Here is a 22891-nt window from a genome sequence, read left to right as displayed (position 1 = left end):
GCCCGCTCCTCGTCCTCTTATGCCAACGCCATTGACCTTACGCCGTCGCACGGCGTTGTATCTCCGGACCGGGGCCCCGCACACATCCCGGATCCATGAGGATCCACGAGGCAGAAAGGGAGTGCTCCGTCATGCGCGTACTGCTCGTGGGAGCCGGCGGGGTGGGCACCGCCGTCACCCGGATCGCCGCCCGGCGACCGTTCTTCGACCACATGGTCGTGGCCGACCACGACCCGGCCCGCGCCGAGGCGGCGGTCGCCGCGCTCGGCGCGGAGGGCGCCCGGTTCCGCGCCGGGCGCGTGGACGCCGGCGACGAGGACGCGGTGGCGGCGCTGCTCGAACGGCACGGCTGCGACGTGCTGCTCAACGCCACCGACCCCCGGTTCGTGATGCCGCTGTTCCGGGCCGCGCGCCGCGCCGGCGCCACCTATGTCGACATGGCGATGTCCCTGTCCCGGCCGCACGCCGGGCGCCCGTACGAGCAGTGCGGGGTGAAGCTCGGCGACGAGCAGTTCGCGCGGGCCGGGGAGTGGGAGGAGGCCGGCACGCTGGCCCTGGTCGGGATGGGCGTGGAGCCCGGGCTGTCGGACGTCTTCGCCCGGTACGCCGCCGACGAGCTCTTCGACGAGATCGAGGAGATCGGCGTCCGCGACGGCGCGAACCTCACGGTGGACGGCTACGACTTCGCGCCGTCCTTCAACATCTGGACCACCATCGAGGAGTGCCTCAACCCGCCCGTGGTCTACGAGAAGGACCGCGGCTGGTTCACCACCGAGCCGTTCAGCGAGCCGGAGGTGTTCGACTTCCCCGAGGGCATCGGCCCGGTGGAGTGCGTGAACGTCGAGCACGAGGAGGTGCTGCTCGTCCCGCGCTGGGTCGACGCGCGCCGCGTCACCTTCAAGTACGGTCTGGGCCGCGCGTTCATCGACACGCTCAGGACGCTGCACCTGCTGGGCCTGGACCGCACCGAGCCGGTGACCGTGCCCGGCCCGGAGGGCCCGGTGCGGGTCTCCCCCAGGGACGTGGTGGCCGCCTGCCTGCCCGACCCGGCGACGCTGGGCGGGCGGATGCACGGCAAGACCTGCGCCGGCACCTGGGTGCGGGGCGTGAAGGACGGGGCGCCGCGCGAGGTGTACCTGTACCACGTGGTCGACAACCAGTGGTCCATGGCCGAGTACGGCTGCCAGGCCGTGGTGTGGCAGACCGCCGTCAACCCGGTCGTCGCCCTCGAGCTGCTGGCCACCGGCGCCTGGTCGGGCACGGGTGTGCTCGGCCCGGAGGCGTTCCCCGCGGGACCGTTCCTGGAACTGCTGACCGCGTACGGATCGCCCTGGGGGCTGCGCGAACAGTGAGCGCTCGCACGGCGTCACGTTGTTTCACCGCCCGTCGACAGGTCACCCGAAAGGAGCAAGGTGCCCAAAAGGGTGTCTGTCCGTATCCACACCGATCGCAGGTGACTCTCGATGGACAACTGGCGCAGCCGTGCGGCCTGCAGGACCGAGGACCCCGACCTCTTCTTCCCGATCGGCACCACCGGCCCCGCCCTGATGCAGACGGAACAGGCCAAGGCCGTGTGCCGACGCTGCCCCGTGCGGGAACAGTGCCTCCGCTGGGCACTGGACACGGGGCAGACCATCGGGGTGTGGGGCGGTACGAGTGAGACGGAACGCCGCGCCCTGAAGCGCCGCATCGCCGCCCGGCGCTCGTCCGGTTAGGCCCGGGCGGCCGGCCCGTGCGAGCCCCGTGCGGCGTTCAGCGGCCGGTGCGGCGCAGTGGCCCCCAGGGACTGGCCTGGCGGGCCACTTCCGTCCGCGCCTGGGCGATCACGGCGTCGTCGATCCAGCACAGCGGACGGACGTCCGCGACCAGCGGCTCGTTGTCGGGGCCGCGGGCGACCTCCCGGCCCTTGAGCGCCCAGGGCCGGATGCCGGCCCCCTTCTCCCGCGGCAGGTGCCCGTAGTCGTACAGCCTGCGCGCCACCCACAGCTCCACCGGCCGGCCCCGCCACCACGTCTCGACGTCGAGCGGATTGGCGGACAGCCCGGGCATGGCGACCCCCGTGAGGTCGTCGGTGCTGGACACGGCGCGCAGATCGGCCGCCGGCCCGCGCGACCAGCGGACGTACAGGTTCCGGTCGCGCTCGACCAGTGACGTGAGGTCGGCGAGCGTGCCGACCACCGGCAGATCGTCCGATGCCTCCATGAGCGCCCTCCCGCGGTGCCACGGCCCCAGGCGGTCCGTAGTACCCGCCCCGCGCGGACGGAACCCGGACCGGCGGTCCCGGCGCGCCCGGCCCGGCGCGCCGCAGTAGGCTCGCGGGAGATCACCGGAAGGGGACGGTCATGAGCGTGCGCGTGCGCCGTGTCCACGAACCGCCCGAGCCGGACGACGGCGTCCGGGTCCTGGTCGACCGGCTGTGGCCGCGCGGTCTGGCGAAGGACGCGGCGCGGGTGGACGAGTGGCCCAAGGGGCTCACGCCCTCGACGGAGCTGCGCCGCTGGTACCACGGGGGCGAGGGCTCCTACGAGGAGTTCTGCGAGCGGTACGGGGCCGAACTGGCCGCGCCGGAGGCCGCAGGGCTCCTGGAGCGGGTGCGGGAGCTGGCGGGGAAGGGCCCCGTGACCCTGCTGACGGCGTCCAAGGACCCGGAGCACAGCCACGCGCAGGTGCTGGCCCGCCTGCTCACCGGCTGAGGGCGGGCCGCTCACCGGCTGAGGGCGGGCCGCTCCCCGCCCCTCGCCGTGGCCTACGCCGTCCGTTCGGCCGCCGCCCGTCCGGCCGCCCGGCCCGAGAAGAGGCAGCCGCCGAGGAAGGTGCCCTCCAGGGCGTTGTAGCCGTGGAGGCCGCCGCCGCCGAAGCCCGCCACCTCGCCGGCCGCGTACAGCCCCTCGACCGGCCGGCCGTCGGCGCCCAGCGCGCGGGAGTCCAGGTCGGTCTGGATGCCGCCGAGGGTCTTGCGGGTGAGGACGTGCAGCTTGACGCCGATCAGCGGACCGGCCGCCGGGTCGAGGATGCGGTGCGGAGCGGCGACGCGGCCGAGGCGGTCGCCGATGTAGCGGCGGGCGTTGCGGATGCCCTGCACCTGCGCGTCCTTGCTGTACGCGTTGGCCATCTGCAGGTCGCGGGCCTCGATCTGGCGGCGTACGAGGTCCGCGTCGAGCAGCGGTTCGTCGGTGAGGGCGTTCATCTTCTCGACGAGCTGCTCGACGGTCGGGGCGGTCACGAAGTCGGCGCCCTTGCGCAGGAACGCGTCCACCGGCCCGGGGGCGCCCTTGCCCAGCAGGCGGGTGCGCAGGAAGCCGGCCCGGTCCTTGGCGGTGATGTCGGGGTTCTGCTCGGAGCCCGACAGCGCGAACTCCTTCTCGATGATCCGCTGGGTGAGGACGAACCAGGAGTGGTCGTGTCCGGCGAGGTCCCCGGTGGTGCGCAGGTGCCTCAGCGTGCCGAGGGTGTCGTAGCCGGGCAGGCAGGGTTCGGGCAGGCGGCGGCCGAGGGCGTCGAACCACATCGAGGACGGTCCGGGCAGGATGCGGATGCCGTGTCCGGGCCAGATGGGGTCCCAGTTGCGCAGTCCCTCGGTGTAGTGCCACATGCGGTCCCGGTTGACCAGCCGGACGCCCGCGCGGGCGCTGATGTCGAGCATCCGCCCGTCGACGTAGGCCGGCACTCCGGTGACCATCTCGCGGGGCGGGGTGCCCAGCCGTTCGGGCCAATGACGACGGACCGTGTCGTGGTCGGCGCCGATGCCGCCGCTGGTCACGATCACGGCCTGGGCGGTGAGTTCGAACTCGCCGGTCGTCTCGCGGCTGGAGGCGACCCCGCGCGGTGCGTCGTCCGCGGCCAGTACGCTGCCGCGCACCCCGCGCACGGCACCGCCCTCGACGACGAGTCCGTCGACCCGGTGGCGGTGGTGGAAGGTGAGCAGTCCGTCGCGCACGGCCTGCCGGGCGTACCGGACGAAGGGCTCGACGACGCCCGTTCCGGTGCCCCAGGCGATGTGGAAGCGGGGCACGGTGTTGCCGTGGCCGTCCGCGCGGAGGTCGCCGCGCTCGGCCCAGCCGACCGTGGGCAGGAAGGTGATGCCGTGGCCGTCCAGCCAGGACCGCTTCTCCCCCGCCGCCCACTCGACGTAGGCCCTCGCCCAGCGCACCGCCCAGCTGTCCTCGTCGTCGAGGCGGTCGAAGCCCGCGCTGCCCCGCCAGTCGCTCCAGGCCAGGTCGAAGGAGTCCTTGATGCCCAGGCGCCGCTGCTCCGGCGAGCCGACGAGGAACAGCCCGCCGAAGGACCAGAAGGCCTGCCCGCCGAGGTTGGCGGCGTTCTCCTGGTCGACCAGGGCGACCCTGCGGCCCCTGGCGGTCAGCTCGTGGGCCGCGACGAGGCCCGCGAGTCCCGCTCCGACGACGATGACGTCGGCATCCATGGCGACCGTCCCTTCCTGTTATCCGGTGAGCAGCGCGGTCAGCAGTCGTCCCAGCCAGGCCCGGGCGTGCTCGGCGTCCCGGTCCAGCAGCAGTTGGGTGGTGACGCCGTCGTAGGCGGCGATCACCGCGTGCGCGGCCCCCTCGGCGTCACCGAGCGCGGCGGGCAGTCCGGTGCGGCCGCGGGCCCGGGCGAGCCGGTCCGCGACGGCCCTCCGCAGCCGCGCCCGGTGTTCCAGCAGGGCGCGCGCCACCTCCGGGTCTCGGGCGGCGTGCACCAGGAAGTCGGTCTTCACCAGCAGCCAGTCGCGGTCGAGGAGCAGGACCTCGGTGACGCGGTCGACGGCGGCGGCCACGTCGAGGTCGGGTCCGTCCTGGGCGAGGGCCCCGGCGACCTGCTCCGCGATCAGCTCGGCGCGCTGTGTGTACAGGGCGAAGAACAGGTCGTCCAGACCGGCGAAGTTGGAGTAGAAGGCGCCCCTGGTGTAGCCGGCGGCCTCGCAGACCTCCTCGATCGAGACGTGCCCGAAGCCCTTGGCGGCGAAGACGGAGAACGCGGCTTCGAGCAGGTTCGCGCGGGTGCGCAGCCGGCGCCTGGTGACGCGCCCCGCCGTACCGCCCGCCGCCATGCCGGCCCCGTTCCCTCGGTTCGATACGGGAACGTATCCGATACACCGGTGCATCGAAAGATCCGGGAGCCGCGGAGTTCACGCCGCGAGCCCGTACTCCCCCTCCCCGCTCCCCCGCTCCCCCGCACCGGGCGGCGCCCGGGCGGGGCGGGAGCCGGCCGGCGCGGCCGGGCCCACCGCCCGCGTCCGCGCCGTGATCTGCTTTCCTTCTCCCGTCCGGCAGCAACGACTCCCACGACTGGAACGCGGAGCGATCATGCGAGCAACCGTCCGGCACGTCACGGAGGGCACCTATCTGGTGCACGGCACGAACACCAACTGGGTGATCCTGACCGAGGGGGACGCCGTCACCCTGATCGACACCGGCTACCCCGGCGACCGTGAGGGGCTGCTCGCCTCCCTGGCCGAGGTGGGGAGTTCACCGGAGGCGGTGACGGCCGTGCTGATCACCCACGCCCACAGCGACCACCTGGGGTCCGCCGAGTACCTGAGCGCCGCCCACGGCACCCCCGTCTACACCCACGAGGCGGAAGTCCCGCACGCCCGGCGGGACTTCCTGCACCAGGTGACCGTCGGGCAGGTACTGCGCAACGGCTGGCGGCCGGGCGTGCTGCCCTGGGCGGCGCACGCCCTGCGCTCCGGCGGGACGGCGGACGTGGCGGTCACCGCGCCCGCGGCGTTCCCGCGGTCCGGTCCGGGCCCGCTCGACCTGCCGGGCCGGCCCGTGCCCGTGCACACGCCCGGGCACACCGCCGGGCACTGCGCGTTCCACCTCCCGCACACCGGGGCGGTGGTGTCGGGCGACGCCCTGGTGAGCGGCCATCCCACCTCGCGGACCCGGGGCCCGCAGATGCTGACGGACATGTTCCACCACGAGCGGGCCACCGCCCTGGCCTCGCTGGACGTCCTGGCCGGACTGGACGGCGACCTGCTGCTGCCCGGGCACGGCCCGCTGCACGAGGGGTCCGTGCGGGACGCCGCCCGGCTGGCCCGGGAGCGTGCGCAATAGGGTGAGGGGACGGTCACCCACGAGACGAGGACACCCCCGCCATGGCACTGCAGATCAACGCCACCAACCCGGAGCACCCCGCGCTCCTGTTGGAACTGCCGTGGCACCTGCCGCTGGAGGAGTGGCCCGAGGAGTACCTGGTGCCGCTGCCGCGCGGCATCTCCCGGCACGTGGTGCGCTACGCGCGCGCCGGCGACGAGGTGATCGCGGTGAAGGAACTCGCCCGGCGGCCCGCGCTGCGGGAGTACGAGCTGCTGCGCGACCTGGACCGGATCGGCATCCCGGCGGTGGACCCGCTCGCCGTGGTCACCGGCCGCACCGACCTCGCCGGGGAGCCGCTGGAGAGCGTCCTGATCACCCGTCACCTCGGCGGCTCGATGCCGTACCGGTCGATGTTCGAGACGACGCTGCGCCCGGCGACCATGCACCGGCTGATGGACGCGCTCGCCGTGCTCCTGGTGCGGCTGCACCTGGCCGGGTTCGCGTGGGGCGACTGCTCGCTGTCCAACACCCTCTTCCGGCGCGACGCGGGCGCCTACGCCGCCTACCTGGTGGACGCCGAGACCGGGGACCTGCACCCGGAACTGAGCGTCGGCCAGCGCGAGTACGACCTCGACCTCGCACGGGTCAACATCAGCGGCGAGCTGCTCGACCTGGAGGCGTCCGGGGCGCTGCACCCCTCCGTCGACCCGATCGAGTTCGGCACCGAGATCTGCGCCCGCTACCGGGGCCTGTGGCAGGAGCTGACCCGCACCTCCGTCTACCCGGCGGGGAAGCACCACTACATCGAACGCCGCATCCGTCGGCTGAACGACCTCGGTTTCGACGTGGCCGAGATGCAGATCGAGCACGCCTCCAACGGCGACACGGTCACCTTCGTGCCCAAGGTCGTCGACGCCGGCCACCACCAGCGGCAACTGCTGCGCCTGACCGGACTGGACGCCGAGGAGAACCAGGCCAGGCGGCTGCTGAACGACCTGGAGAGCTGGATGGCCACCCAGGACGACTACGCGCCGGACGATCCCCTCGGCGCCCGGCCGGAGGTCCTCGCCCACCGCTGGGTGCGCGAGGTCTTCCGGCCCACCGTGCGGTCCGTGCCACCGGAGCTGCGCGGCCCGATGGACGCCGCGGAGATCTACCACGAACTCCTGGAGCACCGCTGGTACCTGTCCGAGCGGGCGCAGCACGACATCGGCCTGGACACGGCCGTCGAGGACTACATCAGGAACATCCTGCCGAAGGCGCGGGAGACGCTCCAGCCGACGGCCGAGTGACCCGGGCCGCCCCGCCGGGTCAGGCCGGCGGCACCACCGCCACCGGGCAGTCCGCGTGGTGCAGGACGCCGTGGGCCACCGAGCCGATCCGGGCGCCCACCGCCGTGCGGTGGGCGCGGCGGCCGACCACCATCAGCTGGGCGGTGCCCGCCACCGACAGCAGCACCTGTCCCGCGCTGCCCATCTCGACGTGCTCGACCACGTGCACGTCCGGGTAGCGCTCCCGCCACGGCGCGAGGGCCGCCGCCAGCGCCTTCTGCTCGTACGGCTCCAGACCGCCGGCCTCGTCGAGGAGCTGCAGCGAGGCGGGGCTGTAGGCGAACACCGGCGGCAGGGTCCAGGCCCGTACCGCGCGCACGGTGGCCCCGCGCCGGGCCGCGGTCTCGAAGGCGAGGCCGAGCGCGGCGGCGCTGTCCTCCGGGTCGCCCTGCTGGCCGACCACGATCTCGTGCCCGGAGACCTCGTTCGACGCCTGGTCCCCGGCCCGCACGAACACCACGGGACGCCCGGCGTCGACGATCACCTGCTGGCCGACCGAGCCGACCAGGAAGCCCATGATCCGCCCGTGTCCGCGCGAGCCGAGCACCAGCATCTCCGCGTCCGCGGCGGCCCCGGTCAGCGTCCGCACGGCGTCGCCCTCCAGGACGTCCGTCGTCACGGCGAGACCGGGGTGCCGCTCACCGACGGCACGGACCGCCTCCTCCACCGACGCGCGGACCCACTGCTCCTGTGCGGCCCGGTCCCCGGTGTCCACCGCGTCGTGCTCCTCGAACCGCCAGGCGTGCACCACCCTGAGCGGCAGTCCCCGGCGGACCGCCTCCCGCGCGGCCCAGGCCAGCGCGGCGAGGCTCTCCTCGGTTCCGTCGATCCCTGCCGTGATCGGGCGCGTCATGCGGTCCCTCCCGGTGTCGTGTCCCAGTGCGCGATTCGCGTGCTCCAGTCTTCCCTACACCGCCGTCCCGGCCGCACCCGGCCGCGCCGCCGAGGGCCGCGGCCGGGAACCCGCGGCCGCCGCCCGTCGTTGTGCGACCCCGTCCTCGTCCACGCCGCCGTGGGGTACCGCGACGGGTCCGGCGACCTCTGCCGGACGGCGCTGTGGGCCACGCCGCCCGCCCCGGACGGCCCGGACCGCACGGCCGGCGAGGTCGTCGACCCCGCCGGCCGGGAGCGCGCCCGCGCCGGGCCGCCGCCGCGGGCTGTGCGCTGCGGACGGTCGGTGAGGACATCGCGTGCGGGCGGCGCCCGGGCGGGCACGTGCTGGACCCAGCCCTTCGGCGGCTGACGGCGCCGGTCCCAACGACACGTGATCGTGGCGGAACGAGAGGGTCCGGGTGAGGATGGCCCCCATGAAGGGTGACCTGTTCTCCAGTCAGCACATGGTGCGGCCGGCCACTCAACAGCGTCTTCACCGGGCACGGCCGGCTGGGGCTGGTGTGCGAGGGCGATCCGCTGGTGATCCCGGTGTCGCCGCAGGACCCGGTGTACGTGGACACGGACGCGGTCGTCGGCTGGACCGCCGGCCTGACCACCTCGCTGCACCGTTCGCAGTCGCTGGGCTCGATGCTGCGCGGCGGCTCCGGCGAGGCCGTGCAGCTGATGCTGCAGGGTGAGGGGCACGTCGTCGTCCGGCCCAGTGAGGCGCCCCCGCAGAAGGCACGGCAGCACTGAACGCTGTTGACCCCGGCCGCCGCGCGGGTCAGGGTGGATCGCGGCGCGGATCACCCTCCCCGGGCCGGAAAGGTGGCAGTCGTGATCGGGATCGCCGACATCGAGACCGCGGCCGGGCGGATCGCCGGGCACGTGGTGCGGACCCCGACCGTGCCGAGCCCCGGGCTGTCGGCGCTGCTGGGCGTCCCGGTCACGGCGAAGCTGGAGTTGCTGCAGCGCACCGGTTCGTTCAAGGTGCGCGGCGCGGCGGCGAAGCTGCTGTCGCTGAGCGGGGCCGAGCGGGCCGCCGGGGTCGTGGCGGTGAGCGGCGGCAACCACGGGATCGCCCTCGCGGTGATGGCCGCGGCCCTCGACGTGAAGGCCACGGTGGTGATGCCGCGTTCGGCGCCCCTGCGGGCCGTGGAGATCGCGGAGTCCGCGGGTGCGTCCGTGCGGGTGACCGACGACATGGACGGCGCGTTCGCGCTCATGACGCGGCTCCAGCAGGAGGGGCTGACCCTGGTCCACCCCTTCGACGACCCGGTGGTGATCGCCGGTCAGGGCACGGTGGGCCTGGAGTTCGCCGCGGACGCCGGTGAGCTCACGGACGTCCTGGTGAGCATCGGGGGCGGCGGGCTGATCTCCGGCGTCGCGGCGGCGCTGTGCGCGCTGCGGCCCGGCGTGCGGGTCTGGGGTGTGGAGACCGGGGGCGCGCAGGCGATGTCCGAGGCGCTGGCGGCGGGCGGCCCGGTGCCGGTGGAGCTCACCTCGATCGTCTCCACGCTCAGTGCCCCGGCCGTGTCCCCGCTGACCTACGCGCACGTGTCGGAGCTGGTCACCGAGGTGCTGGTGGTGCCGGACCGGGAGGCGGTGCACGGCTCGCTGGAGCTCGCGGACCACGCCAAGGTGTGGGCCGAACCGGCCGCCGGCTGTCTGCTGCCCGCCGCGCGGCGGGTGCTGGAGCGGGTCGGCGAGGGGGCGCGGCTCGGTCTCGTGGTGTGCGGCGGCAACGCCACCACCCGCGACATGATCGCCTGGACGGAACACTTCGAGCTCCGCTGAGCCTCCCGTTGAACGGACCCCGTCCGCTCCCCGCACCCCTGGGGACAGCGGGAGCCGGCTGTTCGGCGAGGGACGGCCATGGGCAGGGCGCACGTCTCCACGGACCGGGCGGTCGCCGGACGCCACCGGCTGGTCGAGGTCACGCGCCGCGAGACCGACCGCGTCCGCCGGTACGCCGACGACCTGCGGACCGGCCGTCCCTGCCCGGTCACCCGGGTCGGTCTCCCGCAGGACGCGGGCGACGCCGCCGGACGCGCGCCCTCGCGGGTCCTGCGGGCCGACGCACGGAGTGGTGCGCCACGGCCGGCGGCACGCGGGCGCGCACCTCCGGCCGCGGCGTCCCCTGGGCGGCGGACGGGGCTTCTCGCCGTGCTGGACGACCCCGGCCGACGGCTGGGGGGAACCCGCGAGCCGGGAGGCCCTGCGGACCTTCCTGCGGACCTTCCGGCCCGCCGCGGGCTAACCGCGCGGGGCGCGCAGCCTGCGCAGGGGCCAGGCGTGCAGCGGGCGGGTGAGCCAGCGGGCGGTGAAGGTCCGGCCGGTGAGGGAGCAGGTGACCCGGAGGCGGTGCGGCGTCTCCAGGAACACCAGGTCCACGGTGAGGGTGCCGTCGTCGGCCCGGCCCCCGCTCACGGCGACCGGGACGGGCTTCTCGGCGGTGGTCCACCCCTGCCCGGCGAAGAACCGCGCGCCGAACCGTTCGCCGTCCTCGGTGAGGGTCAGCGTCCAGCCGCCGTCGGCGTCCGCCGTGACCTCGGCCGCGGTCAGCGCCGGCTGGTCGGCGCAGGCGCCGCCCTCCGGGGCGAACACGGCGCCGGACCAGTCCACGGCCCGCTCCGGCGGCACGGGGCCGCCCCCGGCCGGGGGCAGGGCGAGCCGGCCGAGGCGCTCGCGCAGGGCGGTGTCCGCGGCCTGACGGCCGCTCAGCGGCCCGGGGCGGAAGGCGGGCAGGAGGTGCCGCCAGACCAGGTCGAGGTACTCCTGCGTCTCCTCGGTCGCCGTCGTCACGGCGACCACCGCGTCGTGCTCGGGCAGGACGAGGCAGAACTGCCCGTAGGCACCGTCGCCCCGGAATCCGTGGCGGGAGACCCAGAACTGGTACCCGTAGCCGCGGACCGAGTCCTGCCGGTCCCCCACCAGCGGGGTCCCGGCGGTCGGTATGTGCGGGTGCGAGGCCCGGGCGGCCCACCCCCCGGGCAGCAGCCGCTCGCCCCGCCACAGGCCGTCGTCCAGGTACAGCTGGCCGAGCCGCGCGACGGCGTCGGTGGCGGCGTGCAGTCCGCTGAAGCCGATCTCGCGGCCGGTGCGGTCCCGCTGCCACAGCGCCTCGCCGATGCCCAGCGGGTCGAACAGGCGGGTCCGCAGGTACGCGGTGAGCGTCTGCCCGGTCACCCGCTGCACGATCGCGCCGAGGGTGTAGGTGCACGGCTGGTTGTAGGCGAAGACGGTGCCCGGATCGCGCTGCGGCGGCTGGAGCAGGAATCCGCGTACCGGCTCGGCGGGATCGGCGGCGAACGCCGCGTCGACGGTCTCGTCCTCGTGGCCGCTGGCCATCGACGCCACGTGCCGCACCAGCATCGCCCGGCTGCGCGGATCGGTGATGTCGGCCTCGAACTCCGGGAAGTACGACAGCACCGGGGCGTCGAAGTCGAGCAGTCCCTCGGCCTCGGCGAGGGCGGCGGCGGTCGCGGTGAAGCTCTTGCTGAGCGAGTACAGCAGATGCGGCCGTGCGGCGGTGTACGGCGCCCACCAGCCGGCGGCCACGAGGTGTCCGTGGCGCAGGATCATCAGGCTGTGCGGCTCGATGCCGGGGGCGGCCTCGAGGGCGTCGAGGAAGGCGTGCACGCCGGAGGCGTCCACGCCCTGGGCGGCGGGGTCTGCGGCGGGGAGCGGATGGACGGTCATGGCGGGCATCCTGCCCCGTCCACCACCGGGTGATCCACCGTTTTCCCCGCCCCCGGCCGGGGGACCCGGGATGCATGGTGCGAATCGGATACACGATGATGACCGAGCAGGCCGGGCCCCGTGAGCTGGTCGACCACGTGGTGCGGGCCGAGGAGGCCGGCTTCGACTTCTCGGTGACCTCGGACCACTACTTCCCCTGGCTGGCCTCGCAGGGACACGCGCCGTACGCGTGGAGCGTGCTGGGCGCCGCCGCGCAGGCCACCTCGCGCATCCCGCTGATGACGTACGTGACGTGCCCGACGTTCCGCTACCACCCGGCGGTGGTGGCGCAGAAGGCGGCGACGATGCAGTTGCTGTCCGGGGGCCGGTTCCGGCTGGGACTCGGCTCCGGCGAGAACCTCAACGAGCACGTGGTGGGCGACGGCTGGCCGTCGGTGGACGTGCGGCACGAGATGCTCGAGGAGGCGCTGGAGATCATCCGCGCGCTGTTCGAGGGCGGGCACGTCAACCACCGGGGCACCCACTTCGACGTCGAGTCGGCCAAGCTGTGGGACCTGCCGGACCAGCCGCCGCCGATCGGTGTCGCGGTCTCCGGGAAGCGGTCCTGCGCCCTCGCGGGCCGGCTCGCCGACCTGGTGATCGCCACCGAGCCGAAGGCGGACCTGCTGGACGACTTCGACCGGCACGGCGGGCGGGGCAAACCCCGGGTGGGCCAGCTGCCGGTGTGCTACGACCCGGACCGGGACGCGGCCGTCGAACGCGCCCACGACCAGTTCCGCTGGTTCGGCAGCGGCTGGAAGGTCAACTCCGAGCTGCCGCACCCGGACTCCTTCGCGTCGGCGACGCAGTTCGTCCGGCCCGAGGACGTCGCCGCGTCGATTCCGTGCGGGAGCGACCCGGCGGACTTCGTCGAGGCCGTCCGCCCCTACGCCGAGGCGGGTTTCACCGAGATCGCCCTGGTGCAGATCGGCGGCGAGTCCCAGCCGGCGTACCTGGACTGGTCGGAGAAGACGCTGCTGCCGGCGCTGCGGGACGCCTTCGGCTGACTCCCCGGCGCCCCCCGCGACCGCGGGTCGCCCGAAGGGCCGGGCATCTTACGCGGATGCGGGGTACTAGAGGGCTTTACATCGGTACTTCCCGGAGGCCCTCTCGTGAACTCGTTCGTGCACAAGACCCTGGTGGTGGAGCTCCAGGCGGGCGACGCGGACCGTTTTCCCGTGCTCGCCCACCTGGGCTACGACCCGTCCGACCCGTTCGCCGTCACCTTCGTCTTCAGCCACGACGGACGGGTCCTCGCCCGCTGGCAGCTGGACCGGGAGATGGTCGCCGAGGGGCTCACCCGTCCGGTCGGCATCGGGGACGTGCGGCTGCGGCCGGAGGCCCGGGGGGTGGGGCGGGAACTGCGGATGGAGTTCCTCGGTGAGGCGCACGCCGACGGCGGCCGGCACCACGCGGTGGTGTTCGCCTGGGCCGAGTCCGTCGGCGCGTTCCTGCACGAGACCCGGGTGCTGGTGCCGCCGGGGTGTGAGGAGGTCCGCGTGGACGACTTCCTCGCGGACGTCCTCACCGGGAACTGATCAGTGCGAGGTGTGGCGGTGCCGGGCCCACATCGGCAGGCCGAACCAGCACAGCAGGTACCAGCCCACCACCCCGGTCACCAGGTACGGGACGAATTCGTCATGGGTGGCCACGCGCAGGATGAGCAGCAGGGAGCAGCTGGTGGTGGCGAGCAGCAGCAGCAGGCCGAGCAGGGTGAGCCGGGAGGCCCACCGCACGGCGTGCGCCTTGATGCGCCGCCCGGAGACGAGCCGGTGCAGGGAGACCGGGCCGATGAGGGCGCCGGTGGCGCAGGCGCCCAGCACCACCGTGATGAGGTAGACCGTCTGGTCGGTGTCGGACAGTTTGGCGTAGGTCGGGGTGAACACGACGGTCAGCAGGAAGCCGAAGAGGATCTGCACCCCCATCTGGGCGACGCGGACCTCCTGGATGAGCTCCGTCCACATCCGGTCCGCTCTCTCCTCCTCGGTCTCGTTCCGTCCCCGGCGCCTGACGTCGTCCCGCTCCGCTTCGGGCACAGTGCCTCCCTCTCCGTGGGCCTCCCTCCCGGGTGCCCCGAAAGCCGCCGCCCTCCCGGGCCGGCCGCCGGTTTGGGGGCGCGGGGCACGGTTACACGGACGGCGATGACACCGAGGCCAGGAGGTCGTGGACGCATGTCGGACACCCAGCTCACCGTGACGCTCAGCGGCGGGGACGCCGACGACGCCCGGGCGGTCGTCCGGGTTCTGGAGGGCACGTTCGGGGCGGCGGACCAGCGTCCCTCCGAAGAACGGGCGACGGTCCGCGTGGCGACGTTCACCGGTGCGGAGCGGGCGGCGGCCGGGACCGGGGACGCGGGGCCGCTGTCGGCGCCGGTGACCGTCACCGTGCAGGGCGCGCCCGAGGCGGTGCGCCGGGCGAGTGACACCCTCACCCGGTCCTTCACGGCGCGCGACGAGGGAACCGTCTCCGGCGACCAGGAGCAGGAACGGCAGCTGCTCCTGGAGCCGTGACGTCCGCGGCCGCTACCAGCGGGCCTCCACCTGGTCCTTGATCCGGCGCTCGTAGAGGTCCCGGATCGCCGTGAGCGTCTCCTCGGACAGCTCCGGCAGCCGGGCGGCGGCCGCGTTGGCGCGGGCCTGCTCGGGCGAGCGGGCGCCGGGGATGACGGTGGTGACGCCGGGCTGCTGGACGATCCAGCGCAGGGCCAGCTGGGCCGGGGTGTATCCCTCGGGGGCGAGCGCGGCGAACTCGGCGGCGGCCTCGACGCCGGTCGCGTAGTCGACGCCGGAGAAGGTCTCGCCCTGGTCGAAGGCCTCGCCGTGCCGGTTGAAGGAGCGGTGGTCGTTCTCGGCGAAGACGGTGTCCCTGGTGTACTTGCCGGAGAGCAGCCCGGAGGCGAGCGGGACGCGGGCGATGATGCCGACGCCCGCCTCCCGGGCGGCCGGGAGGACCTCGCGCAGCGGCTTCATGCGGAACGGGTTGAGGATGATCTGCACGCTCGCCACGTTCGGCCGGGCGATCGCGGCGAGCGCCTCCGCGCAGGTCTCCACGCTGACACCGTAGGCGGCGATCCGCTCCTCCGCCACCAGGGTGTCGAGGGCGTCGAACACCTCGTCGGTGGAGTAGACGGGGGTGGGCGGGCAGTGCAGCTGCACCAGGTCGATGCGGTCGACGCCCAGGTTGCGCCGCGAACGGTCGTTCCAGGCGCGGAAGTTGTCCAGGACGTAGTTCTCGGGGATCTGGTCGACCCGGCGGCCCATCTTGGTGGCGACCAGGACGTGCAGGTCGGGCCGTCCGCTCAGGAACGACGCGATGGTCTGCTCGCTGCGTCCGTCGCCGTAGACGTCGGCGGTGTCGAAGAAGGTGACGCCCGACTCGGCGGCGGTCTCCAGGACCGCGAGGGCTTCCTTGTCGTCGACGTCACCCCAGTCCGCCCCGAGCTGCCATGTGCCCAGCCCGATGACGGAGGCGTGCTGCCGTGACCTGTCGAATGTGCGCTCTTCCATGGGGGTCAGTCTGTCATCCGTGCCGCCCGGCGGCGGACCGCACCCCCGTCGCGGCGCCCGTTCAGACGCTCCGGGCCGTGCGGCACTCGGGGTGGCCCCACCCCTTGTCGTTCCTGGCGATGGGCTCGCCGGCCGCGTAGGACCGTCCGCAGGGGCAGCGGCCCGGGAACTTCGCCTTGAGCGTGCGGGACGACGAGCCGCCACCGCGTGGACGGGGCGTCCTCGCCCCGCCCTGCCCGCGCTTGGCCGCGCCGCCCGCCGGGCGGTCCGGGGCGGCCGGCGGCTCGGGCGAACCCAGGGCGCTGCCGGCGTCCTCCTGCGCGGTGGCCGCCTGGCTGGCGGCGCGGTCGGCGAAGTCGTTGAGCCGGTCGCCGTCGGCCTGGTGGGCGGGGACGTAGCGGAACTCGACCGAGCGGTCCTGGAGGAGCTCGTCGATGCGGACGACGAGTTCCTGGTTGGCGACCGGTTTGCCGGCCGCCGTGCGCCAGCCGTTGCGCTTCCAGCCGGGCAGCCAGGTGGTGACGGCCTTCATGGCGTACTGCGAGTCCATCCGGACCTCGAGCGGCACGGTGGGCTCGGTCGCCGCCAGCAGCCGCTCCAGCGCGGTGAGTTCGGCGACGTTGTTGGTGGCCCTGCCGAGCGCGCCCGCCGCCCAGCGGACCGGTGTCTCGGACTCGTCGGCGACCACCCAGGCCCAGCCGGCGGGTCCGGGGTTTCCCTTCGAAGCCCCGTCGCACGCGGCCACCACACGTTCACGCATGCGTCCGATCATGCCATGGCCGGGCGGGCGGCCCGCCCCCGCCCGGCCCGCGCCGGCCGTCCTCGGCGTCCTCCCGCCCGCGGTGCCGGCACCGCGGGTCGCCGGGAAGTCCGCGCCCCGCCGGACGCACCGTGCGCGGTGGCCCCGCCGGCCCTCCCGGTCTCACTCGCCCGCGTACGCCTTCTCCAGGGCGGCGATGTCCAGCTTGCCCATCGACATCATGGCCTTCAGGGCGCGGTCCGCCTTCCGCCGGTCGGGGTCGCCGATCATCTCCGTCAGCCGCACCGCGTTGACCTGCCAGGAGACGCCGAACCGGTCCTTGAGCCAGCCGCAGGGGCCGTGCTCGCCGCCGCCCTCGACGAGTTTCTCCCAGTAGTGGTCGATCTCCGCCTGGTCCGCGCAGTCGAGCTGGAAGGAGATCGCCTCGTTGAACGTGAACTCGGGTCCGCCGTTGAGCGCGACGAACTTCTGGCCGTTGGCCGTGAACTCGACGGTGAGCACGGAGCCCTCGGCACCGGGGGTGGCGCCGGTGTTCCGGACGACGGCGCCGAGGCTCGAGTCCTCGAAGACCGAGACGTAGAAGGCCGCGGCCTCCTCGGCCCGGCCGTCGTACCAGAGACACGTGGTGAATCCGTCGGTGGTCATGAGTACCTCCAGGGGCGTGGAACGCGGTCATCAGTGCTGACCCGGCCGCGCCCCGGAACTCATCGGTGCCGGCGGGGCGGACGGGGGTTTCTCTGCCCGCGGCGAATCTGCCGCGGGCAGAGAAACCCCCGTCCGCCCCGCCGGCCGGTCGAGAGTGGGGGAACGCGGTCGCTGCGGCCGCGTTCCGACGAGCGACCACCAGGAGCGCCGATGTCCCCACTCACCGCCGGCCCGTGGCCGGCCCCGCTGCCCCGGGCCGAGGACGGCGACACCCCGCCGACCCGGTTCGACGACCACCTCGCCGCCCAGCTGCTCGCCCAGCGCATCGTGCTGCTCGGCACGCAGGTCGACGAGGTGTCCGCCAACCGGGTGTGCGCGCAGTTGCTGGTCCTGTCCGCCGAGGACCCGCGCACCGACATCAGCCTGTACATCAACAGCCCCGGCGGCTCGGTCCACGCCGGCCTGGCCGTCTACGACACGATGCGGCTGATCCCCAACGACGTCTCCACCCTGGCCATGGGCTTCGCGGCCAGCATGGGCCAGTTCCTGCTCTGTGCCGGCACGCCCGGCAAGCGCTACGCCCTGCCCCACGCTCGCGTCATGATGCACCAGCCCTCGGGGGGCATCGGCGGCACCACCGCCGACATCGAGATCCAGGCGGAGAGCCTGGAGTTCACCAAGCGGACCATCGAGCGGATCACCGCCGAGCACACCGGCCAGACCCCGGAGACCATCTCCCGGGACGGCGACCGGGACCGCTGGTTCACGGCCGAGCAGGCGCGGGAGTACGGGATGGTCGACCGGGTGGTGGAGTCGCTGGACGACGTCCGTCCGGCCGCCGCCCGGCCCAGGATGGGGCTGCGGTGACCGGGACGTACACGATTCCGAACGTCGTCGAGCGCACCCCGCGGGGCGAGCGGTCCTACGACGTGTTCAGCCGGCTGCTGGCCGAGCGGATCGTCTTCCTGGGGACGGAGATCGACGACGGGGTCGCCAACGTGGTCATCGCGCAGCTCCTCCACCTGGAGTCGGCCGCCCCGGAGAGCGAGATCGCGATCTACATCAACTCCCCCGGCGGCTCGTTCACCTCGCTGATGGCGATCTACGACACGATGACGTTCGTCCGGGCGCCGATCTCGACGTTCTGCGTCGGGCAGGCGGCCTCCACGGCGGCCGTGCTGCTGGCCGGCGGGGACCCGGGACGGCGGTTCGTGCTGGAGCACGCGCGGGTGCTGCTCGGGCAGCCGGCCACCGGGGGGACCCGCGGCACGGCGTCCGACCTGGCGCTGCGCGCCAGGGAGATGGTGCGGATCCGCTCCCAGGTGGAGGAGGTGCTGTCCCGGCACACGCACCACGACGTGGCGACCCTGCGGGCCGACATGGACCGCGACAGGGTGTTCACCGCCGCGGAGGCCGTGGCGTACGGCCTGGCCGACGAGGTGCTGGCCCGGCGCCTGGCGGGGGCGTGAGGCGCCGGGCCCGGGTCAGGCGGCCAGGCAGAGTCCGCCGTGCGGGGATCCCGGCGCTCCCCGGCCGGTGACGGCCCGGCGGCCGGCGACGCGGACCAGCTGCCCGTGGGCCCGCGCCAGCAGGTCGCCGAGGCCGAGGCCGAGCGCCCGGGCGGCGGCCGCGAGGACCTCCGAGGAGGCCTCCTTGCGGCCCCGCTCCACCTCCGAGAGGTAGGGCAGGGAGATCCGGGCCGCGTCGGCCACGTCCTTCAGCGTCCGCTCCTGGGCGAGCCGCTCCCTGCGCAGCACGTCGCCGACGAGATCGCGCAGCAGCGGCTCCCCGGGCGCGCGGGCCGCCGGGTCCGGCGGCGGGCCGGGGCGCAGGGGGACGACGCGGGCACGGTCCGGCGCTCGGCCGGTCACCTCTTGATCGGTCACCCCTTCAGCCTAGGGATGCGCGCCCCGGGGGGAAGGGCGCGGCGTTCCGCCCTGAGTGAAGGCGCTCCCGGGCGCGGCCCGGGCTGCCCCGCGGGCCGCGCCCCCCGTACCATCGGACGGAGGAGTGACGTCCGGCGCGCACCTGTTTTCGGCCCTTCCGGGAACACGGCGGGCATGGATGCGCACGGAGCGGGTACTCGCAGAATTTCAGGCATATGCCAGCCGGGACGTTCGTGGGGAGAGGCAATGAAGACCGCCGTGGTCCGGTCGCAGGCGCAGGTGGCCGGGGAGCACGCCGAGGCCGGAACGGGTGACGGGAGCCCGTGGGACGGGGTGGACCCGCGCACCGTCGCCCCGCGCGACGCCCGGGAGCTGTCCCGGCAGTTCTTCCGCCGCCTGGCGGAGCTGGAGGAGGGCACGCACGAGTACCAGTACGCGCGCAACACCCTCATCGAGATGAACATGTCCCTCGTGCGGTTCGCGGCCGGGCGGTTCCGCGGCCGCGGCGACGACATGGACGACGTCGTGCAGACCGGCATGATCGGTCTGATCAAGGCCATCGACCGGTTCGAGCTCTCCCGCGAGGTCGAGTTCACCTCCTTCGCGCTGCCGTACATCGTCGGCGAGATCAAGCGTTTCTTCCGGGACACCACCTGGGCCGTGCACGTGCCGCGCCGGCTCCAGGAACTGCGGGTCGAGCTGGCGAAGGCCCGTGAGGAGCTCGCCAGCCGGCTCGACCGCGAGCCCACGGCCGCCGAGCTGGCCACCCTGATGAACATCACCGAGCAGCAGGTCGTCGAGGGGCAGATCGCCGCGAACGGGTACAACTCGTCGTCGCTGGACGCCGCCCTCACCGGCGAGGGGCCCGAGAACGGCGAGTCGGTCCTGGCCGACTTCATCGGCGTCGAGGAGGAGGGGCTGCGCCTCGTCGAGGACTTCCACTCGCTCGCCCCGCTGATGGCCGAGCTCAGCGAACGCGACCGGGAGATCATCCACCTGCGGTTCGTCGAGGAGGCCACCCAGGCGGAGATCGGCGAGCGCCTCGGCTGCTCGCAGATGCACGTGTCCCGCCTGATCAAGCGGATCATCGCCCGGCTGCGCGAGGGCATGCTGGGCGAGCTCGGCTGCGCCTGACCGGGCGGGAACACCGTGGCCGGTCAGGCGGCGCCCAGGTCCAGCACGGCGCGCACCCGCTTGCCGACCGGCACCCGCTCCACCGTGACGTCCCGCGCCAGCGCGCGGACGATCTCCAGACCGTGCCGGCCGACGCGCTCGGGGTCGCGCGGGAAGACCCGGGGCAGGGCGGCGCTGCTGTCGTAGACCGACACCGTGAGCGCGGTGTCGGTGCCTTCCAGTTCCAGGACGTAGGGCCCGTTGCTGTGCCGGTCCGCGTTGGTGACCAGTTCGCTCACCACCAGCAGCACCGCGCCGTCGGCCCGCCCGCCGATCGTGGCGCACCACTCGGTCCGCAGCTGCTGGAGGAAGTGCGCGGCGAACGCCCGCGCCTCGGCGATGCATCCCGGCTCGCCGGTGAAGTGCGCCGACCGCCGCAGCGGCTCCACGGGCACGTCGAAACCAGTCGGTATCACTGCCCCGTCCAGGTGATAGGTCATGCGTTTCTCTCTGCGAAGCCGGGAGGCCGGACGAATCTGCACCAGTCCTGGTACCCCGACTCCCGCGGGGCAGTCCCCCCGATCGGTGTTCGGGCCGCGGGGCGGGGAACCCGGGGTGCGGCGGGAAGGGGAGCCATGAACGGACTGACGGCGGTACGGAGCCTGATGACGCTGCCGGTGGTGACGCTGGGCGGCGACACCGTGGCGCATGTCAGGGACACGGTGTTCGACACGGAGGCCGGGCGGATCGCGAACTTCACCCTCAGCGGGCGGACCCTGCTGTCGGGCCCGCTGCCGCGGGACCTGCCGTGGGCGGCGGTGCACTGCCTGGGCCCGCACGCGGTGATGGTCCGCGACGCGGGGGCGCTGTGCGAGCTGCCCCTGTCGGCGGCGCGCCGCGACGCCGTGCGCGGGCGGCTGCTCGGAGCGCACGTGGTCACCGACGCCGGCGACACGGTGGGCACGGTGCTCGACGTGCTGGTCGAGGGCGGCACCAGCGGCCGGCTCGTCGCGTTCCGGCTCGCCGCGCACCGGGAGCTGGTGCGCGGCTCCCGGCACCGCCGGCACCAGGTGTACGTGCCGCGGGGCGAGGCCCTGAGCGTCTCCGGCCGGACGGTGGTGATCCCGGCGCACGCGACGACGTACGTCACCGGCGATCTGCCGCCCTTCGCCGCCGGCGCCCACCGCGGCCATGGAAGGGGCGCGGTCCGATGATGCTGTTCTCCCGGGTGCACGGGCTGCCCGTCCTGACCCCGGGCGACGCCGACCGGGTCGGGGTGGTCCGCGCCCTGACGGTCGACGCCGCGTCCGGGGAGGTCACGCATGTCCGGATCCGGCGCGGCCGGCTGCGCAGGGAGGCCGTGGTGCCCTGGACCGCGCTGGGCGCGGCCGGGCCGGACATGCTGATCGCGCGCCCGGCCGGCGACCCGGCCGCGGCCCCGCCCCACCGCGACCTGGTGGGGAGCAGGGTGCTCACCGAGTGCGGCGAGGAACGCGGCACCGTGCTCGACGCGGCGTTCGATCCGGCCACCGCCCGCATCGAGGCGGTCCTGACCACGCGCGGCGAACTGCCGGCCGACCGGCTGCTGGGGCTCGGCGACCACGCCCTGGTGATCCGGACGGGCGACGGACACCACGGGTAGCGGCGGTGTCCGGCCGCGCGGACGGACCTCCCGGCGGGCGGGGGCCGACGGGGCTGCTTAGCGTGCAGGGGTGAGCCCACGCACCTCTTCCGGCCGTCCGGTCCCCCGTCACGGCTGGGCGCAGGCCCTCGTCACGGTCGTCGGCGCGCTGCTCGCCATGGGTGGGGTGGCCGCGCTGGGACTGTGGGCGGCCGGCGCCACCGGTCTGCCGGGCGGTTCCTTCCCCCGGGTGGTCGCGGCGACCGTGGTCACGGCCGTCGGCGGGACGGTGGAGCTCGCCGGGGACGCCGGCGGTCTGGCCGGCACGGCGGGCGGTCTGACGGTCGTCCCGCTGTCCGTCACCCTCACCGGGGCGCTGGTCGTCGGCCTGGGTTTCCTGCGCCCGCTGCGGCACCGGGCGGTCGCCGGGCCGCCCCAGCTGGCCCGGTGGGCGGCGAGGATCGCCGTGCTGTGGCTGCTCGCGGTGCTCGGCCTCGCGCTCGCCGCGCGGCACACCTACGAGCTCTCCCTCGGGGACGGCCCGCTCGGCGACCTGGGCGACCTGTTCGGGATCAGGCCGGTGGTGGGGTTCTCCACCGATGTGCCGCCGACCGTCCTGACCGGTCTGCTCTGGCTGGCGGCGGTGCTGGTGGTGGCGCTGCTGGTGTCCCGCGGCGCCCCGCTGCCGGCCGGACTGCTGCGGTTCCAGGAGTCGGCGCGTCCCGCGGCGCGCGCGATGACGCTGCTGCTGCTGGCCGCCGTCGCCATCGGCCTCGTCGTCGCGCTGACCGTCGCCGCCACCCGGGGGCATCCGGCCGACACGTTCGCCGTGATCCTGCTGGGGCTGCCCAACGTGGCCTGGCTGGCGCTGACGGTCGGGTTCGGCGCCACCTGGGACGGCAGGGTGGAGGGGCCCTTCGGGCTGCCCATGCCCCGGGTGCTCGACGAGGTGCTGCGCACACCGGACGTCTCCACCCTGAACCTGGGCACGCTCACCGGGCACGACGGCGGGAGGTGGTGGTGGCTGCTGGTGGTGGTCGCGGTGCTGCTGCTCGCCGCCGCGTTCCTGGCGGCGGCCCGCTCCCCGGCCCGGGTGCGGGTCCGGCGGCACGCCGTGCACATGGCGGTGGCGTCGGCGCTGACCGCGCTGATGATCTGCCTCACGGTCCGGATCTCCGCGCGGATCGGCCTGTCCGTGCTGGGCATCGGCGATCCCGGCGAGGGCCTCTCCGGCCAGGTGCTGCTGAGACCACGGCTGTGGAGCACCCTGGGCCTGGCCCTGCTGTGGGGGCTGGCCACCGGCTTCGCGGGAGCGCTGGCGGCCCGGGCGCTGGACCGCCGCCGCGGCGCCGGGACCCGCCGCTGACCCCGGCCGCC

The 22891-nt window shown here is 74.3% G+C and carries 26 protein-coding genes and 1 pseudogene; 16 read left to right on the top strand and 11 right to left on the bottom strand.

Translation table 11 applies throughout. The features are described from left to right. The first annotated feature begins 131 nt into the window (after positions 1–131). A complete protein-coding gene (locus ABTY20_RS19365) occupies positions 132–1352 on the top strand; it encodes a saccharopine dehydrogenase family protein (RefSeq protein WP_351998228.1) in 1221 nt (406 codons plus the stop codon). A gap of 111 nt (positions 1353–1463) precedes the next feature. Continuing rightward, positions 1464–1715, top strand: coding sequence for a WhiB family transcriptional regulator (locus ABTY20_RS19360; RefSeq protein ID WP_351998227.1), 252 nt, complete (start codon positions 1464–1466; stop codon positions 1713–1715). A gap of 37 nt (positions 1716–1752) precedes the next feature. On the opposite strand, the gene ABTY20_RS19355 is transcribed toward ABTY20_RS19360, so the two are convergent. Next, positions 1753–2202, bottom strand: coding sequence for a DUF6098 family protein (locus ABTY20_RS19355; protein WP_351998226.1), 450 nt, complete (start codon positions 2200–2202; stop codon positions 1753–1755). A gap of 140 nt (positions 2203–2342) precedes the next feature. Here ABTY20_RS19355 and ABTY20_RS19350 point away from each other — a divergent pair, with 140 nt between their 5' ends. Next, complete coding sequence (locus ABTY20_RS19350; RefSeq protein ID WP_351998225.1) at positions 2343–2693, top strand: DUF488 domain-containing protein; 351 nt, start codon at positions 2343–2345, stop codon at positions 2691–2693. 53 nt (positions 2694–2746) lie between these two features. Here the strand turns inward: ABTY20_RS19350 and ABTY20_RS19345 are convergent, their stop codons facing one another. Both ABTY20_RS19345 and ABTY20_RS19340 read right to left on the bottom strand, forming a co-directional pair. Next, the gene (locus ABTY20_RS19345) at positions 2747–4420 is read right to left on the bottom strand and encodes an FAD-binding dehydrogenase (protein WP_351998224.1); all 1674 of its coding nucleotides are present in this window, start codon (positions 4418–4420) and stop codon (positions 2747–2749) included. Between the two features lie 18 nt (positions 4421–4438). Next, the gene (locus ABTY20_RS19340; RefSeq protein ID WP_351998223.1) at positions 4439–5047 is read right to left on the bottom strand and encodes a TetR/AcrR family transcriptional regulator; all 609 of its coding nucleotides are present in this window, start codon (positions 5045–5047) and stop codon (positions 4439–4441) included. A 256-nt stretch (positions 5048–5303) separates the two neighbouring features. Between ABTY20_RS19340 and ABTY20_RS19335 the strand changes: the two genes are divergently transcribed. Together ABTY20_RS19335 and ABTY20_RS19330 are read left to right on the top strand one after the other, a co-directional pair. After that, on the top strand, positions 5304–6056 hold the full coding sequence (locus tag ABTY20_RS19335; protein WP_351998222.1) for an MBL fold metallo-hydrolase: 753 nt from the start codon (positions 5304–5306) through the stop codon (positions 6054–6056). Positions 6057–6097: 41 nt separating this feature from the next. Further along, positions 6098–7330, top strand: coding sequence for a DUF4032 domain-containing protein (locus tag ABTY20_RS19330; protein WP_351998221.1), 1233 nt, complete (start codon positions 6098–6100; stop codon positions 7328–7330). Positions 7331–7349: 19 nt separating this feature from the next. On the opposite strand, the gene ABTY20_RS19325 is transcribed toward ABTY20_RS19330, so the two are convergent. Beyond that, entirely contained in the window at positions 7350–8222 is an 873-nt protein-coding gene (locus ABTY20_RS19325) for a universal stress protein (protein ID WP_351998220.1), read from the bottom strand. 491 nt (positions 8223–8713) lie between these two features. On the opposite strand from ABTY20_RS19325, the pseudogene ABTY20_RS19320 reads away from it, so the two are divergent. Both ABTY20_RS19320 and ABTY20_RS19315 read left to right on the top strand, forming a co-directional pair. Next, positions 8714–8998, top strand: a pseudogene (locus ABTY20_RS19320) (AIM24 family protein); the annotation flags it as partial. An 81-nt stretch (positions 8999–9079) separates the two neighbouring features. Next, entirely contained in the window at positions 9080–10039 is a 960-nt protein-coding gene (locus tag ABTY20_RS19315; RefSeq protein ID WP_351998219.1) for a threonine/serine dehydratase family protein, read from the top strand. A gap of 459 nt (positions 10040–10498) precedes the next feature. On the opposite strand, the gene ABTY20_RS19310 is transcribed toward ABTY20_RS19315, so the two are convergent. Then, a complete protein-coding gene (locus ABTY20_RS19310; protein WP_351998218.1) occupies positions 10499–11944 on the bottom strand; it encodes a serine hydrolase domain-containing protein in 1446 nt (481 codons plus the stop codon). Positions 11945–12018: 74 nt separating this feature from the next. Here ABTY20_RS19310 and ABTY20_RS19305 point away from each other — a divergent pair, with 74 nt between their 5' ends. Further along, positions 12019–12990, top strand: coding sequence for an LLM class F420-dependent oxidoreductase (locus tag ABTY20_RS19305; RefSeq protein WP_351998217.1), 972 nt, complete (start codon positions 12019–12021; stop codon positions 12988–12990). A 105-nt stretch (positions 12991–13095) separates the two neighbouring features. Beyond that, positions 13096–13521: an SsgA family sporulation/cell division regulator gene (locus tag ABTY20_RS19300; RefSeq protein ID WP_351998216.1), complete on the top strand. Its 426-nt coding sequence runs from the start codon at positions 13096–13098 to the stop codon at positions 13519–13521. Here the strand turns inward: ABTY20_RS19300 and ABTY20_RS19295 are convergent, their stop codons facing one another. Then, positions 13522–14019, bottom strand: coding sequence for a DUF6328 family protein (locus tag ABTY20_RS19295; RefSeq protein WP_351998215.1), 498 nt, complete (start codon positions 14017–14019; stop codon positions 13522–13524). Positions 14020–14154: 135 nt separating this feature from the next. Between ABTY20_RS19295 and ABTY20_RS19290 the strand changes: the two genes are divergently transcribed. Continuing rightward, positions 14155–14493: a hypothetical protein gene (locus ABTY20_RS19290; RefSeq protein ID WP_351998214.1), complete on the top strand. Its 339-nt coding sequence runs from the start codon at positions 14155–14157 to the stop codon at positions 14491–14493. Between the two features lie 12 nt (positions 14494–14505). On the opposite strand, the gene ABTY20_RS19285 is transcribed toward ABTY20_RS19290, so the two are convergent. From ABTY20_RS19285 to ABTY20_RS19275, 3 genes are all read right to left on the bottom strand, one after another. Next, positions 14506–15489 carry an aldo/keto reductase gene (locus tag ABTY20_RS19285; protein WP_351998213.1) on the bottom strand — a complete coding sequence of 328 codons (984 nt, stop codon included), beginning with the start codon at positions 15487–15489 and terminating at the stop codon, positions 14506–14508. A gap of 61 nt (positions 15490–15550) precedes the next feature. Then, entirely contained in the window at positions 15551–16261 is a 711-nt protein-coding gene (locus ABTY20_RS19280; protein ID WP_351998212.1) for a ribonuclease H family protein, read from the bottom strand. A 150-nt stretch (positions 16262–16411) separates the two neighbouring features. Further along, positions 16412–16894: a VOC family protein gene (locus ABTY20_RS19275; protein ID WP_351998211.1), complete on the bottom strand. Its 483-nt coding sequence runs from the start codon at positions 16892–16894 to the stop codon at positions 16412–16414. Positions 16895–17104: 210 nt separating this feature from the next. Between ABTY20_RS19275 and ABTY20_RS19270 the strand changes: the two genes are divergently transcribed. Both ABTY20_RS19270 and ABTY20_RS19265 read left to right on the top strand, forming a co-directional pair. Continuing rightward, entirely contained in the window at positions 17105–17761 is a 657-nt protein-coding gene (locus ABTY20_RS19270) for an ATP-dependent Clp protease proteolytic subunit (protein ID WP_351998210.1), read from the top strand. Beyond that, positions 17758–18363 carry a ClpP family protease gene (locus ABTY20_RS19265; protein ID WP_351998209.1) on the top strand — a complete coding sequence of 202 codons (606 nt, stop codon included), beginning with the start codon at positions 17758–17760 and terminating at the stop codon, positions 18361–18363. Before ABTY20_RS19270 ends, ABTY20_RS19265 begins: the two co-directional genes overlap by 4 nt. A 15-nt stretch (positions 18364–18378) precedes the next feature. On the opposite strand, the gene ABTY20_RS19260 is transcribed toward ABTY20_RS19265, so the two are convergent. Continuing rightward, positions 18379–18765 carry a helix-turn-helix domain-containing protein gene (locus ABTY20_RS19260; protein WP_351998252.1) on the bottom strand — a complete coding sequence of 129 codons (387 nt, stop codon included), beginning with the start codon at positions 18763–18765 and terminating at the stop codon, positions 18379–18381. Positions 18766–19026: 261 nt separating this feature from the next. On the opposite strand from ABTY20_RS19260, the gene ABTY20_RS19255 reads away from it, so the two are divergent. After that, on the top strand, positions 19027–19914 hold the full coding sequence (locus tag ABTY20_RS19255) for an RNA polymerase sigma factor SigF (protein ID WP_351998208.1): 888 nt from the start codon (positions 19027–19029) through the stop codon (positions 19912–19914). 23 nt (positions 19915–19937) lie between these two features. On the opposite strand, the gene ABTY20_RS19250 is transcribed toward ABTY20_RS19255, so the two are convergent. Continuing rightward, on the bottom strand, positions 19938–20393 hold the full coding sequence (locus tag ABTY20_RS19250; RefSeq protein ID WP_351998207.1) for an ATP-binding protein: 456 nt from the start codon (positions 20391–20393) through the stop codon (positions 19938–19940). Positions 20394–20528: 135 nt separating this feature from the next. Here ABTY20_RS19250 and ABTY20_RS19245 point away from each other — a divergent pair, with 135 nt between their 5' ends. The 3 genes from ABTY20_RS19245 to ABTY20_RS19235 all read left to right on the top strand — a co-directional run bounded on the left by ABTY20_RS19245 (position 20529) and on the right by ABTY20_RS19235 (position 22880). Further along, positions 20529–21107 (top strand): PRC-barrel domain-containing protein, encoded by a 579-nt coding sequence (locus ABTY20_RS19245; RefSeq protein ID WP_351998206.1) that lies wholly within the window; start codon positions 20529–20531, stop codon positions 21105–21107. Further along, positions 21104–21535 carry a PRC-barrel domain-containing protein gene (locus ABTY20_RS19240; protein ID WP_351998205.1) on the top strand — a complete coding sequence of 144 codons (432 nt, stop codon included), beginning with the start codon at positions 21104–21106 and terminating at the stop codon, positions 21533–21535. The genes ABTY20_RS19245 and ABTY20_RS19240 overlap by 4 nt, the downstream gene beginning before the upstream one ends. A gap of 70 nt (positions 21536–21605) precedes the next feature. Further along, complete coding sequence (locus ABTY20_RS19235) at positions 21606–22880, top strand: streptophobe family protein (RefSeq protein ID WP_351998204.1); 1275 nt, start codon at positions 21606–21608, stop codon at positions 22878–22880. Positions 22881–22891 lie beyond the last annotated feature (11 nt).

This window comes from Streptomyces sp. NPDC126497 (assembly GCF_040302425.1).
Taxonomy (GTDB): Bacteria; Actinomycetota; Actinomycetes; order Streptomycetales; family Streptomycetaceae; genus Streptomyces.
Note: the sequence above shows the minus strand (reverse complement) of the source record. Positions and strands in the feature narration are given on the sequence as shown.